Source organism: Cognatiluteimonas sedimenti, from assembly GCF_022808325.1.
In the GTDB taxonomy this organism is placed as follows: domain Bacteria; phylum Pseudomonadota; class Gammaproteobacteria; order Xanthomonadales; family Xanthomonadaceae; genus Cognatiluteimonas; species Cognatiluteimonas sedimenti.
The window spans coordinates 186,492-199,481 of the sequence record NZ_JALGCL010000001.1 but is presented as its reverse complement, the minus strand read 5'-3'; the positions used below and the strand labels follow the sequence as shown (position 1 = coordinate 199,481).

The window sequence follows — 12,990 nt, the reverse complement described above, 5'->3', positions numbered from 1 at the left end:
CTGTCCCTCATGCCAATGGCGCCAGCGTTGCAGAAGGGCGGTCACCGGGACGTGAGAAGGCACGCGTCGGGGGCAACCGCGTTCAACCAGGTTCGTCGCTGCGCACCTGGGCGTGGCTGATGAGGGCGAAGATCACGCTGCCGCCGACCACGTTGCCGGCCAGCGTCGGCAGCAGGAACGCCACGAACCCGGCGCCGCCGGTACCGTCTTCGAACACCAGGTAGAGCGCTTCGATCGAACCGACGACCACGTGCGCGAAGCCGCCGATGCCGACCAGCCAGGTCAGCAGGACGATCACCAGCGCCCTGGAATGGTCCGCCGCGGCAAGCAGCCAGACCATGGTGGCGATCAGCCAGCCAGCCACGATGCCCTTGCTGAACAGGACCCAGGGCGCCTGCCGCAGCATCTCCGTGGCCGTACCGTGCAGCGCGGCCGCGGTGGCCGTATCGATGATCGGCATGTGGACGACGGCGAATGCGAATACCGCGCCACCGACGATGTTTCCGAGCAGTACGATGCCCCACAGCCGCAGCAGCCGCAGCAACGGACGCAGGCCGGGCTTCGTCATCAGCGGCAGCACCGCGGTGGTCGTGTTCTCGGTGAACAGCTGCTGCCGCGCCAGGATCACGATCAGGAAGCCCACGGTATAGCCCGCCGCCACCACCAGTTGCCATGCCGGTGCATGCGGCAGCCGTGCCTGCAGCAGCGCAGGCACCAGCATCGAGAATCCCATCGACAGCCCCGCGGCCAGCGACGACCACGCAAGCGCCGACGCGCTGCGCGCCATTTCCATCTCGCCCTGGATCCGCACCGCTTCGTGCAGCACCTGCACGCTGGGCGGCAGCTTGCCTTCGACCTCGCGTTCTTCGGACGGCGACAGCGTGACGCCCTCCCCGCGTCCGTTTCCCGAGCGCACGGCTTCCTGGTTGTCCTGGCGGACTTCGCCCACGTGCGATGCCATGCGTTTTCCTGCGGAACCACGAGCCTAGGCGCGCGCCCGCGATGGCCCCGTCACGATGCGAACGTCTCGTGCACCGCGTCTTCACGCATGCTGAGTGTTCGAGGGACAATCATGCGCAGGCCTTTTCCCAACCGGAGATCCGAGGATGAACGCACAGACCCGCATTTCCCTGCTTGTGGCCGCATGCCTGTTCGGCCTGGCGGCCTGCAACCAGCCACCTGCGACCGATACCGCGGCCACGCCGGCAGCCACGCCCGCCACGGAAACACCGCCGGTCGAAACGACAGCGCCGGCAACGGAAGCCCCGGCTGCGACTGCGCCCGCAGCCACGACGCCCGCCGCCGGCGACAAGCCCGCCGCCGTGGTGACCGACTGCAAGACCGAGATCGAAGGCAGCGACGCGATGCAGTACAACGTCGGTTCGATCACGGTGCCGGCGTCGTGCACGAGCTTCACCATCACCCTGAAGCACACCGGGACCATGCCGGCGGCGGCAATGGGCCACAACGTCGTGATCAGCAAGGCGGCGGACATGCAGGCGGTGGCCGCCGACGGCATGGGCGCCGGTGCCGCGGCGATGTACGTCAAGCCGGGCGATACCCGCGTCATCGCCCACTCCGATGTCGTCGGCGGTGGCCAGAGCACGTCGGTGAGCTTCGACGTCGCCAGGATCAAGGACGGCGGCCCGTACGAATTCTTCTGCAGCTTCCCGGGCCACTCCGCGATCATGAAGGGCACCATCGCGGTCGGGTGAGCCGAAACCCCGGCGGCCCGCAGCTTTCGTGGCGGGCCGCCGGGCATCCGGGCACCGGGCCCGCCAGCAGGAGCAGCCCAGCGGGATCAGCCCCGCGGGATCAGCGCTTGCGAGCACGTGCGCGCGCCTTGGCCCGCTCGTCCACCACCGCCGTGAGCAGCGCGCCGGCGAATACGATCAGCGCCGCGTAATAGATCCACACCAGCGCCAGCACGATCGTGCCCATCGAGCCGTAGGCCGAGCCGGGATCGGCGCGCCCCAGGTACCAGCCGATCGCCGCGCGCCCGAGCAGGAACAGCAGCGCGGTCGCGGCCCCGCCGCCCAGCGCCCGCCGCCAGCCGACCGAGCGGTCGGGCAGGTAGTGGTACATCAGCGCGAAGCCCAGCGCATAGACCAGCCACGAGGCCGCGATCGCGACCAGCGGCAGCATCCACTCCACCCGCTCGAACAGCAGCTGCAGCACCGTGTTCAAGGTCATCGACACCACCAGCAGGAAGCCCAGCGCGAACACCAGCCCCAGCGAAAACACGCGCTTGCGCAGCCACGCCAGCAGCCCTGGCAGCGCGGTCGCATCGGTGCGGAAGATCTTGTTGAGCACGTCCTGCAGTTGCGCGAACACCGCGGTGGCGCCGACGAACAGCAACGCCAGGCTCCACCATCCGGCGATGGAATCGGTGTCCGGCCGCTGGCGAGCGTTGCTGACGATGGTGCGGGCCACATGCTCGGCCTCGGTGCCTGCAAGCAGGGCGATCTGCTGCATCAGCGCCTCCTGCGCGCCCGGCACGATCGCATTGGTCAGCCACACCAGGATCAGCAGCAACGGCGCCAGCGACAGCAATGCGTACAGCGCGAGCGCCGCAGCCTGGGCCAGGAGGTCGACGTCGATGACGCGGCGCAAGAGCGCGGCCGGCAGGCTGCCGCGCGCGCTGCGGACCAGCGCTTCGATCGCCGGCCGCCGCGTCGACTTCCCGCTCTGCGCGCGCGAGGCGGTCGGCTTGGTCGGGTCCAGCTTCGCCGCGGCCTTGGCGACCGCCTGCCCCGCCGACTTGCCGGCGCGGCCGGCTGCCGGCTTTGCGGTCCGCGCGGCGGCGCTCACGGCGGGTTTGCGGGAAGACGGACGCTTGGCCATCGGCTCGGTGTGATGGAAGGCCACGCACCAATACCCCGCGATGCGTGAAGCCGGCATCGCCAAACACACCGCGGGTCAAGCCGGTTCATCCCGGATGCCTTGTTACACGCTTCCATTCCACGCAGGCGGCGCCGCCGCGGCGCCAATCGCCTGCGCATTGCGGACTTTGACCCGGAACACGATGTGCGGGGGCGCGAAAGCTGGAGCCCTGCCCCCGACCCGTCGATGCGATAGTGCCCATGGCCGCGCGGTGCGCGCGCAAAGGAGAAGACAGATGATTCGCGCCGTCATGTGTGCCGCGCTGACATGCATCCCTTTTGCGGCCCTGTCGGCAGCCGAGTCCGTTCCCGGCGTTCGACTTCCGGCCTGGGCCGTGCCGCTCGGCTATCGGCTGGACCTGCGCGTGGATCCCGCTGCAACCGGGTTCGGAGGCCACGCCGAAATCACCATGCGGCTGGAACGGGCCGCCGACCATGTCTGGCTCAACGCACAAGGGCTGCAGGCGCAGCGGATCATCGTCACCGATGCCGCGGGCCAGGCCTCAACCGGAACGCTTGGCTTCGTCGACGACGAGCGAGGCATTGCCCGCCTCGACTTCGGCCGCATGCTGGCGCCCCAACGACTGGTTGTGGCCATCGACTATCGCGCGCAATACAGCGATGGTGATGGCGCCTACCGCATCCAGATGGACGGCCGCAGGTACATCGCAACGGCGACGCAACCACTGGGAGCCCGCAGGATGTTCCCCGGCTTCGACGAGCCTGGCCACAAGACGCCGTTCAAGCTCAGCCTGACCGTTCCGGACGACCTGGTCGCGCTGGCCAATTCCGCGGCGACGACCGAGGCTCTCGATGGCAAGGGCTGGAAGACCGTGTCGTTCGCGCCAACTCAACCGCTCCCGACCTACCTGGTCGCGTTCGCGGTCGGCCCCTGGGGCATGCGCGCGGCACCCACCCTGCCATCGCGCCACGGCCGCGATCGGCCGGTGCCGCTGCGCGCGATCGCGCTGGCCGCCCGCGCGGGAGACATGCAGTGGGTGCTCGCGCAGGCTCCCGCGATCGTCGAGGCCCTCGAGGACTACTACGACCAGCCCTACCCGTGGGCCAAGCTCGACCTGCTGGACGTCGACGGCGGCATGGAAAACCCGGGCCTGGTCGCCCTCGGCAGCCTCGGCTCCGCCGCGCCCGACGCGCCGCTTGGCGCCCTGCAGGGCGCGTTCGACCTGGCGGCGCATGAACTCGCGCACCAGTGGACCGGCAACATCGTGACCATGGCCTGGTGGGACGATCTCTGGCTGAGCGAGGCATTGACGATCTGGATGCAGCACAAGCTGTCGCTGCGGTTGCATCCCGAATACCGGGCGGACCTGCAGCAGGTGCGCGAAGCGCAGCGGGCAATGGCTGCCGACGCACTGGCAAGCGCCAGGCAGGTACGTCAACCAGTGGTGTCGCACGCGGACATCGACGGTGTGTTCGACGGCGTGAGCTACGGCAAGGGCGCCGCGGTGGTCGCCATGTTCGAGCAATACGTGGGCGCGGCGGCTTTCCGCCGCGGACTGCGCGACTACGTGCACGCGCACGCCATGGAGTCGGCCAGCGCGACGGACCTGGTGGAGGCAGTCGCGCACGCCGCGGGGGACGACGGCCGCCTGCGCGCGGCCTTCCGGAGCTACATCGAACAGCCTGGCGTGCCTTACCTGCGCATCACCGTACAGCCGGCGGCGCAAGGCCTGGCCCTGCACCTGCACCAGGACCGCTATCGTCCCATTGGTAGCAGCGCGCAGCCGGCGCTGCGCTGGGGCATTCCGGCGTGCGTGCGCTACGCCGGGAGGGACGGCCGCGCACGTTCGCGCTGCACCCTGATGGACCAGGCGGACGCACGCATGGACCTGCTCGATGCCGCGCCCGACGCATGGGTCATGCCGAACGCGGGCGCGCGTGGCTACTACCGTTTCGGCCTGGATGGCGTCGCAATGGCCAGGCTGGGCCGCCATCTGGACGCACTCGACGACGCAGAACGGCTCGCCTACGCCGATGCAGTGGACGCAAGCTTCCGCATGGGCGACATCGATGCCGGCGACCTGCTTGCCGCACTGCAGCCCCTGGCCGCCTTCGGCGGCAAGGACCTGGCGGTCGCGACGCTCGACCAGGCCAGTTGGCTCTGGCGTCATGCCGCAACCGGCGATCGGGCCCGCGCGCGCCTGGTGGCGTGGGCGCGCGCCGCCTGGTCGCCGCGGCTGGAGTCACTCGGAATCCGCGCACGCGCGGGCGAACCCGAAGCTGATCGCGGCCTGCGCGCGTTGCTGGCCGAAGCCCTGGCACTGACCTACCGCCTGCCGGAGGTCCGCGCGGCGTTGCTGCCGCAGGGGGATGCCGCGCTCTCGGCGCTGGCCGCGGGGCGCAACCCCGGCTTCGTGCCGGGGGCCAGCGACCTCCTGCCCGCGGTCCTGGGCGTCGCCGTCCAGGAACGTGGCGCGCCGGCGGTGCAGGTCCTGGCAGGCGCGCTGGCGGCCACGAACGACGTGGCGCTGCGGCGCGCCATCGTCGCCGCGCTGGGCTACGCCGACGATCCGGGCCTGGGCACGCGCATACGCGACCTTGCGCTGGATCCACGCATCGCGGGCGGCGAACGCATCGCCCTCGCGCTCGGCCGGCGAGATACCCCCGCGGCGCGCGACGCGTCCTGGGCCTGGCTTGCCCGCCCCCATGCAAGGTTGCTCGAGCACATCCCGCCCAGCCGCGTCGCGACCTTGCCCGTGCTGCTGGGCGCGGAGGGTTGCTCGGTGGCCGAGGTTGATCGCCTGCAGGCGTTTTTCGGACCGCTGCTTGCGCAACGCCCGGAACTGGCGCCCAGCCTCCTGCAGGCCCGGGAGGCGATCCAGCAGTGCGCGGCGTTGAAGCAGGCGCAGGATCGGGCGACCCTCGTCGACGGGGGAACCCGGGATCGGGGATGAGCGTGCGCGCGGATCGGTGGATCCGGTGAAAAACGCCGACGCCGGCCACCGTTCCCCGCGTCAGGCGACACTGTCCGGGACGACCCCGGCCTGGCGCGCGGCCAGCCAGGCTTCCAGTGCATCCGGCGGCAATGGCCGCGAATAATGGAAACCCTGGGCCAGGTCGCAGCCTTCGGCGCGCAGGAAACTGGCCTCGTGCGAGTGTTCGACGCCCTCGGCCACGGTCTGCAGATGCAGGTTGCGCGCCAGGGCGATGACCGTGCGGCAGATTTCCTCGTCGTTGGCGTCGTTGCCGATGCCGCTGACGAAGCTGCGGTCGATCTTCAGGCGCGTGACCGGGCAATGCTTGAGGTAGGCCAGGCTGGAATGCCCGGTGCCGAAGTCGTCGATCGACAGGCATACGCCCTGCGCCTTCAGCGCCGCGAGCACGGCGATCGCGCGCTCCGGGTCGCGCATCAGCATCGACTCGGTGATCTCCAACTCGAGCCGCTCGGCGGCGACGCCGGTGGCCGCCAGCACCGCGGCGACCTGCGCCGGCAGGCGGTCGGCGTCGAGCTGCTGCACCGAGCAGTTCACGGCCACGCCGGGGATGCGCAGGCCCTGGGCATCCCACGCGTGCAGCTGGCGGCAGGCTTCCATCAGCACCCACAGGCCGATTTCGTCGATCAACCCGGTTTCCTCGGCGATCGGGATGAACTGGCCGGGCGGCACCAGGCCCCACTCGGGATGCTGCCAGCGCACCAGCGCCTCGACGCCGATCAGGCTGCCGTCGCGCAGGTCCAGCTGCGGCTGGTAATGCAGGCGGAACTGTCGCTGCGCCATCGCCACGCGCAGGCCGCTTTCCACCGCAAGGCGCTGCGCGGCGTCGGCCGACAATGCCGACTCGAACACCTGGCGCCGGCCGGGACCCTTGCGCTTGGCTTCGTACAGCGCAAGTTCCGCGTGCTTGAGCAGGGCGTCGGCGTCGGCGCCATCGCGCGGGAACAAGGCGATGCCGACGCTGGCGGTGATCACCGCCGGATGCTCGGGCCCCAGCAATGGCCGGGCGAAGGCATCCAGGACCTCCTGCGCCAGGGCATCGATCGCGGCGCCGTGCGCCGTCCCCCGCAGCACCATCGTGAACTCGTCGCCGCCGAGCCGTGCCAGGAAGTTGCCGGCGGGGAGCACGCTCTGCAGGCGCTGGGCCGCGGCCCGCAAGGCCTGGTCGCCGACCGTGTGGCCGAGGGTGTCGTTGATGCCGCGCAGGCGATCCAGGTCCACCACCAGCACCGCGGCAGGTGCTCCTGCTGCGACCACGTCGCCCAGGTACATCTGCAACAGGCGCCGGTTGGGCAGACCGGTCAGGGCATCATGGTGGGCAACGAACGTCAGCTCGGCCGCGTGCGCCCTGGCTTCGGACAGGTCGGACCACGTGACGATCGCGCGCAACGGTTCGCCTGCCGCTCCCGGGATGGCGTTCACTTCCTCGTGGATGTAACGGGTCGTGCCGCGACCATCGACCAGCCGGTACTCGCGCGTGAGCGAAGCGTGGTGGCGCAGGTGGTTGGCCGCCGGCTCCAGCGTCGGCAGGTCGTCGGGATGCACGCGGCTGGCCCACCAACCCGGCTGCATCATGTCCCGCGCCTGGAACCCGTACAGCCGCTCGGTGTTGGAACTCACCCACTGGGCCACCAGGCGCTCGCCCTGTTGCTGCGCCAGGAACAGGACGACCGGACTGGCATCCAGCACCTGCTCCAGGCGCGCGCGCGCGCCTTCCGCCTCCGATGACGCCAGTCGCACGCGCCAGCGCAGCGCGATCGCGAATCCGATCAACGCCAGGAACAGCCCGGCGACAGCGACCAGCGCCGGCCCGAGCCATTGCGGCACGACGGTCGTGGGGATCGGTGCCAGCGCGCGACCCATCGCCTTGAAGTAGACCGAGCGTGAATCGTCGTGCCAGCGTGCGATCCAGGCATCGATCCGCGCCAGTTCGCGCGCGTGCGTGCCCTTGGGCGTGGCGTAGTAGAGCGTCGCCGGACTGAACACCACCGGCGTCTCCACCAGCCCGTAGGCCCGCGCCGAACGCCGTCCGAAGAAGCTGTTGGCGACCGCGACATCCGCCTTGCCGGTGCGTACCGCGTCGAACGCGGCCGCGTAGGTGGCGGTTTCCACCGGCGTCCACGGCACCTGCAGTCCGGCGAGCACGTCGTGGAGTTCTTGCTCCTGCACGCTGCCTTGCAGGAGCGCCACGCGCAGCCGCGACAGGTCCGCCATCCCCTGCAGCTCTATGCCGCTGTGCGCGAACACCTGCGACCACGAATAGGTGACGGGGATGGCATGGAAATCGAATTGCCGGCTGCGCTCGGCCGAGTACGCCACGTCCGGCATCAGGTCCAGCTGCCCCGCCTGCAGCTGGTGCAGGCAGTCGTTCCACTCGCATTGCCGGTACGCGAGCTGCCAGCCCTCTTCGCGGGCTATCGCGTCGAGCAGTTCGACGAACAGGCCCGCGGGCCGGCCTTGCCCATCGGTGTAGATCTTGGGCGGGTTCTCGTATACGCCGACCCGCAGCACCGGTCCGTGGCCGGCCCGCGCCGCATCGTTGCCGCAGCCCGGCAGGGCCGCGGCCGCCGTGGCCAGCAGCGCCGCGAGGGCGGTGATCCAGACTGCTTGCGCCCGCATCAACGGCTCCGAAAGGTTTCATTGCGGATGGCGATGAACCGCCGCCCCGCGCCGGAGCATGGCACAAGCGCGGCACGCTGGCTCACCGGGCGCTCACCGGCCCGGCGCTAGAACAAGGTTCCGAATCAACTGCGCCACTGCCATGCCCAACCGCGAGGACCTCGAAGCCCGGTTCTGGAAGCACCTCAACGATGACCGCACCCTGTTGCTGGGAGCCGCGGGAGTCGTTCCGCGGCCGATGACGGCCATCGCCGAGGACGATCACGCGCCGCTCTGGTTCTTCACCGCCGCGGACACCGACGTTGGCGAAGTACTCGAAGGGTCACACGCGCCGCTGGACGCAGTGGCCACCTTTGCGGCAAGGGACCATGCGCTGTTCGCCACGATCACCGGCGCGCTCGTGGCCGACAAGGACCGCGCGGCCGTCGACCGCCTTTGGAATCCATTCATCGCCGCCTGGTTCGAGGGCAAGGACGATCCCAAGCTGCGCCTGTTGCGCATGGATGTCGCCGACGCGCACGTCTGGCTCAATGAGAACAGCATGCTTGCCGGCATCAAGCTGCTGCTCGGTCGCGACCCCAAGGAAAGCCATCGGGACAAGGCTGGCGAAGTGGATCTGGGCTGAACCCTTCATCCGCCGTTGACATGCAAGCGCTCGCAAGTCCGGCGTATACGGAACGACCCGGCTGCCTCGTGTAAATTGACCGCTCATGGGATACCTGGCAGACAGCCACTGATGGGGACGCCCGCTTCGGGCCGGGAGCCGCCATCCCTCCGCGCCACGCCACTGCGGGACTGTTGTGCAGCCGGTCTCCGCAGCGTCGCTTGCGCCTCGTGCACTGGCTCATCGCCGGCCTGGTGTACCTGGGCATCGCCCTGCTGCTGCTGGCTGGCGCCCGCCAGGGGTGGATCAGCGCGAGCGCAGTCGCCGCATGGTCGGGCTTCGTCGGACTGGTCGTGGTCGCCGGCTACTGTGCGTTGCGCAGCGGGTGGAGCGAGCGTTTCACCGATCCCGCCATGACCATGTGGCAGCTGTCGATGGGCGTGATCGCGGTGAACTGGGGCTATGTGATCTGCGGCCCCATGCGCACCTCGGCACTGTTCCCGCTGATGGTGATCTTCGCCTTCGCGGCCTACTCGATGCGGTACAGGCAGATCGCCTGGCTCACGCTGTTCGCCGTGGCTTGCCTGGTGGGAGCGGTCGCCATCCGCCAGGTCTTTCCGCACTGGCTCCCGGTCGCGGAGGCCGTCAGGCCGTTGCAAGTGGACATCAACAACCTGCTGATGATCCTGGTCGTGCTGCCGGCACTGGCACTGGTTGCGGCGCGCCTTTCCGAACTGCGCTCCAAACTGCGGGACCAGCGCGCCGCGCTCGCGAAGGTCCTTGCGGACGTCGAACGGATGGCGGTGCGCGATGAACTGACCGGTCTCCCCAATCGTCGCGCGATGATGGACACCCTGGCCCGCAGCGCGATCCACGCGCGGCGCGGGATGCTGCCGTTCTGCGTGGCGATGGTGGACCTGGAGCATTTCAAGCAGGTCAACGACACCCAGGGGCACGCCGCCGGGGACGCGGTCCTGCAGCGCTTCGCGGAGGTGGCGTCACGCACCCTGCGCGAAGGCGACGTGTTGGGGCGCTGGGGCGGTGAGGAATTCCTGCTTGTGTTGCCTGGCGCCACGCTCGCCTCGGCGAAGCCGGTGCTTTCGCGCATGCAGTCCGCCATTCGCGAAGCCCTGCTGCCCGGCCTCACGATCACCTTCTCGGCCGGACTGGCCGCATATCGCGACGCCGAGCCGGTCGAAGCGCTGCTCGCGCGCGCCGACGACAGCCTGTACCTGGCCAAGCATGCCGGGCGCGACCGGATCGAATCGTCGCTGGATCGCACGCCAGCCTGACCCCGGCATCCGGATGCACTGGGTTGCCGCGTTGGACTCCTGCAGGCAGATGCCCGACCGTCCGGCCGGCTGCGAGCGTCGTGCTGCAGAGTACCCGGGACAATTCTTCGCCGACCCCAGCCTGCTGGTTCCGCAACTGGTGGCCGCGACCGCGCTGGCGCTGGGCATGATCCACCACTTCCAGGGCGATGCCCGCAGCGTGCTGCTGCTGTTCGTGGCGATCTTCTTCGGCCTGCTCGGGCTCGACACCCGCCGCTACCTGGCCCTGACCATCTGCATCGCGGCGGGCTACGCCGCGCTGGTGACGTGGGAGTTGGCCGACAGCGGCGCCACCCGGCACGCCTGGCTGATGGAAGCACTGCGGTTCCCAGCGCTGGTCGTGATCTGGATGAGCTTCATCGGCGGCTACTTCGCGTCGATCCGCAACCCGCTCGCCGTGCAGCGCAACGCGGGGGCGACCGCAGGCAGGCTACGGTCATGCACCGCAAGCCGCGAGGGACCACGCCCGCGGCAACGGCAGGCAACCGCGGCTGAGGCCAGAACTGGGGAATGCCGGTTCATCATCCGCCGAGCCGGCGAACCGCTCAGCCAGGCGGAGGATGGAGGCCGCCGGTTGTCGAGCTTCCGCCCCGATGTTCGTCGCGGAAGAATGGGACGCACCCCGCCCGCCCGACCCTGACCTGTAAAGGAGACAACAGATGATCCCGAAGAACACGATCTGCCTGTGGTACGACCACGACGCGCTCGAGGCCGCGACCTTCTACGCCAGCATCTTCCCGGACACCACGGTCGGAGCCGTCCACCGCGCGCCCGGCGATTTCCCCGGGGGCAAGCAGGGCGACGTGCTGACCGTCGAGTTCACCGTGATGGGCATTCCCTGCATCGGCCTGAACGGCGGTCCGGTGTTCAAGCAGGATGAAGCATTCTCGTTCCAGGTCGCGACCGACGACCAGGCCGAAACCGACCGTTACTGGAACGCGATCGTCGGCAACGGCGGCCAGGAAAGCGACTGTGGCTGGTGCAAGGACAGGTGGGGCGTGTCCTGGCAGATCACGCCGCGCGTGCTCACCGAGGCATTCACCGGCAAGGACCGCGCCGCGGCCAGGCGCGCATTCGAGGCCATGCTGACGATGCAGAAGATCGACGTCGGCGCGATCGAAGCCGCGGTCCGCGGTTGAGGGCATGCGGCCGGAACCCCGCGCACCTCACGTCACGCGTTCCCCGGCCGCCATGCTGGCGGCAATCGCATCCCCGGCCGCGGGACGGATGGCCAGGCGCAGGCGCCCGCGATGCCGGCGCAGGCGCAGCTCCCGATGCCTGACCAGGTAGGCGACCGCCACCGCGGCGGCCGCCAGGCCGGAGAGCGCACCCACCCCAAGTGCCCAGCGCGCGCCGAAGCGGTCGACCACCCAGCCCACCAGCGGCGCGCCAATCGGCGTGCCGCCCATCACCACCGCGATGCGCAACGCCAGCACCCGGCCGCGCATGCCGCGCTCGGTGGTGAGCTGCATCATCGAGTTGCTGGCGGTCATGAAGGTCAGCGCGGCCAGGCCGACGACGAACAGCGCCGCCGCGAACGACCACGGGGTCGGCATCACCGCTGCCACGGCCAGGCTGATGCCGAAGGCCGCCGCTGCGCCACCCATCAGGACCATTCCGGGGAACGGCCGGCGCGCCGACAGCAGCGCCCCGCTCATCGTGCCCACCGCCATCGCCGAGGTCAGCAGCCCGTACTGGCTGGCGTCGCCGTCGAACACGGTGACCGACATCGTCGAGATGAAAATCGCGAAGTTGAAACCGAACGTGCCGATCAGCGCCAGCATCACCAGCACCGCCATCAGGTCCGGACGGTCCCACGCGTAGCGGAACCCGGCCAGCAGGCTGCCGCGGGCACGTTCGGGTGGCGCTTCCGTGTGCAACTCGCCCAATCGCAGGCACAGCAACGAGGCCAGTACCGCGGCGTACGACCCGGCGTTGACCAGGAACAGCCAGCCCTCGCCGATCGCCGCAATCAACGCGCCCGCCACCGCGGGGCCGAGCATGCGCGCGGCGTTGAAGGAGGTCGAGTTGAGGGCGACCGCATTGGCAAGGCTGGCGTCATCGACTAGGTCCGACACGAACGCCTGCCGTGCCGGCGCGTCGAACGCGGTCACGCAGCCCAGCAACAACGCGAAGCCGTGCACGTGCCAGAGCTGCACCGAGCCGCTGACGGTAAGCAGGCCCAGCCCCAGCGCCAGCAGCCCGGCGGCACCCTGCGTGCACAACAGCAGCTTGCGGCGGTCCAGGTGGTCGGCGGCGAAGCCGGTCAAGGGCAGCAACAGCAGCGGCGGCCCGAACTGCAGCGCCATCACCGTCCCCACCGCGGTGGCGTTGTGGTCGGTGAGCACCGTCAACACCAGCCAGTCCTGGCCGATGCGCTGCATCCAGGTGCCGACGTTGGACACCAGCGCGCCGCCGGCCCACAAGCGGTAGTTGTAGCTCCGGAGGGAATGGAACACGCCGCTCATGCGCGAGCGGCGCCGGGCAAAGGCGTGGACTTCATCGACCAAGCCTACGACAAGTCGATCTGGTGGCTTCATCACGACACGCCACCGCTGCAATGCGCCGATCCGGATGTCCTGCGCGCGCCTGGGATCACC

Annotated in this window: 10 protein-coding genes; 6 read left to right on the top strand and 4 right to left on the bottom strand. The window is 69.8% G+C overall.

What is annotated here, in order from left to right:
* Nucleotides 1–82: 82 nt before the first annotated feature.
* Nucleotides 83–961 carry a formate/nitrite transporter family protein gene (locus MQC88_RS00945; protein WP_243318368.1) on the bottom strand — a complete coding sequence of 293 codons (879 nt, stop codon included), beginning with the start codon at nucleotides 959–961 and terminating at the stop codon, nucleotides 83–85.
* A 145-nt stretch (nucleotides 962–1,106) separates the two neighbouring features.
* On the opposite strand from MQC88_RS00945, the gene azu reads away from it, so the two are divergent.
* Nucleotides 1,107–1,715 (top strand): azurin, encoded by a 609-nt coding sequence (azu, locus tag MQC88_RS00940; protein ID WP_243318366.1) that lies wholly within the window; start codon nucleotides 1,107–1,109, stop codon nucleotides 1,713–1,715.
* A 100-nt stretch (nucleotides 1,716–1,815) separates the two neighbouring features.
* On the opposite strand, the gene MQC88_RS00935 is transcribed toward azu, so the two are convergent.
* Nucleotides 1,816–2,844, bottom strand: a complete 1,029-nt coding sequence (locus tag MQC88_RS00935; protein ID WP_425491513.1) for a YihY/virulence factor BrkB family protein — start codon at nucleotides 2,842–2,844, stop codon at nucleotides 1,816–1,818.
* Nucleotides 2,845–3,217: 373 nt separating this feature from the next.
* Between MQC88_RS00935 and MQC88_RS00930 the strand changes: the two genes are divergently transcribed.
* The gene (locus MQC88_RS00930) at nucleotides 3,218–5,797 is read left to right on the top strand and encodes a M1 family metallopeptidase (RefSeq protein WP_243318363.1); all 2,580 of its coding nucleotides are present in this window, start codon (nucleotides 3,218–3,220) and stop codon (nucleotides 5,795–5,797) included.
* A gap of 60 nt (nucleotides 5,798–5,857) precedes the next feature.
* Here MQC88_RS00930 and MQC88_RS00925 read toward each other — a convergent pair whose 3' ends face one another.
* Nucleotides 5,858–8,455 carry an EAL domain-containing protein gene (locus MQC88_RS00925; RefSeq protein WP_243318361.1) on the bottom strand — a complete coding sequence of 866 codons (2,598 nt, stop codon included), beginning with the start codon at nucleotides 8,453–8,455 and terminating at the stop codon, nucleotides 5,858–5,860.
* Between the two features lie 142 nt (nucleotides 8,456–8,597).
* Between MQC88_RS00925 and MQC88_RS00920 the strand changes: the two genes are divergently transcribed.
* The 4 genes from MQC88_RS00920 (at nucleotide 8,598) to MQC88_RS00905 (ending at nucleotide 11,529) form a co-directional block, all read left to right on the top strand.
* Nucleotides 8,598–9,080 (top strand): pyridoxamine 5'-phosphate oxidase family protein, encoded by a 483-nt coding sequence (locus tag MQC88_RS00920; RefSeq protein WP_243318359.1) that lies wholly within the window; start codon nucleotides 8,598–8,600, stop codon nucleotides 9,078–9,080.
* A 209-nt stretch (nucleotides 9,081–9,289) separates the two neighbouring features.
* On the top strand, nucleotides 9,290–10,351 hold the full coding sequence (locus MQC88_RS00915) for a GGDEF domain-containing protein (RefSeq protein ID WP_243320183.1): 1,062 nt from the start codon (nucleotides 9,290–9,292) through the stop codon (nucleotides 10,349–10,351).
* Nucleotides 10,302–11,030, top strand: coding sequence for a hypothetical protein (locus MQC88_RS00910; protein ID WP_243318357.1), 729 nt, complete (start codon nucleotides 10,302–10,304; stop codon nucleotides 11,028–11,030). Before MQC88_RS00915 ends, MQC88_RS00910 begins: the two co-directional genes overlap by 50 nt.
* A 19-nt stretch (nucleotides 11,031–11,049) precedes the next feature.
* A complete protein-coding gene (locus MQC88_RS00905) occupies nucleotides 11,050–11,529 on the top strand; it encodes a VOC family protein (RefSeq protein WP_243318355.1) in 480 nt (159 codons plus the stop codon).
* 27 nt (nucleotides 11,530–11,556) lie between these two features.
* Here MQC88_RS00905 and MQC88_RS00900 read toward each other — a convergent pair whose 3' ends face one another.
* Entirely contained in the window at nucleotides 11,557–12,858 is a 1,302-nt protein-coding gene (locus MQC88_RS00900) for an MFS transporter (RefSeq protein ID WP_243318353.1), read from the bottom strand.
* Nucleotides 12,859–12,990: the final 132 nt, after the last annotated feature.

What these genes read in the sequence shown, in the direction of transcription:
- MQC88_RS00945 (WP_243318368.1), bottom strand. Translation starts at nt 961, where the DNA reads ATGGCATCGCACGTGGGCGAAGTCCGCCAGGACAACCAGGAAGCCGTG.
- azu (WP_243318366.1), top strand. Translation starts at nt 1,107, where the DNA reads ATGAACGCACAGACCCGCATTTCCCTGCTTGTGGCCGCATGCCTGTTC.
- MQC88_RS00935 (WP_425491513.1), bottom strand. Translation starts at nt 2,844, where the DNA reads ATGGCCAAGCGTCCGTCTTCCCGCAAACCCGCCGTGAGCGCCGCCGCG.
- MQC88_RS00925 (WP_243318361.1), bottom strand. Translation starts at nt 8,455, where the DNA reads ATGCGGGCGCAAGCAGTCTGGATCACCGCCCTCGCGGCGCTGCTGGCC.
- MQC88_RS00920 (WP_243318359.1), top strand. Translation starts at nt 8,598, where the DNA reads ATGCCCAACCGCGAGGACCTCGAAGCCCGGTTCTGGAAGCACCTCAAC.
- MQC88_RS00910 (WP_243318357.1), top strand. Translation starts at nt 10,302, where the DNA reads ATGCCGGGCGCGACCGGATCGAATCGTCGCTGGATCGCACGCCAGCCT.
- MQC88_RS00905 (WP_243318355.1), top strand. Translation starts at nt 11,050, where the DNA reads ATGATCCCGAAGAACACGATCTGCCTGTGGTACGACCACGACGCGCTC.
- MQC88_RS00900 (WP_243318353.1), bottom strand. Translation starts at nt 12,858, where the DNA reads ATGAGCGGCGTGTTCCATTCCCTCCGGAGCTACAACTACCGCTTGTGG.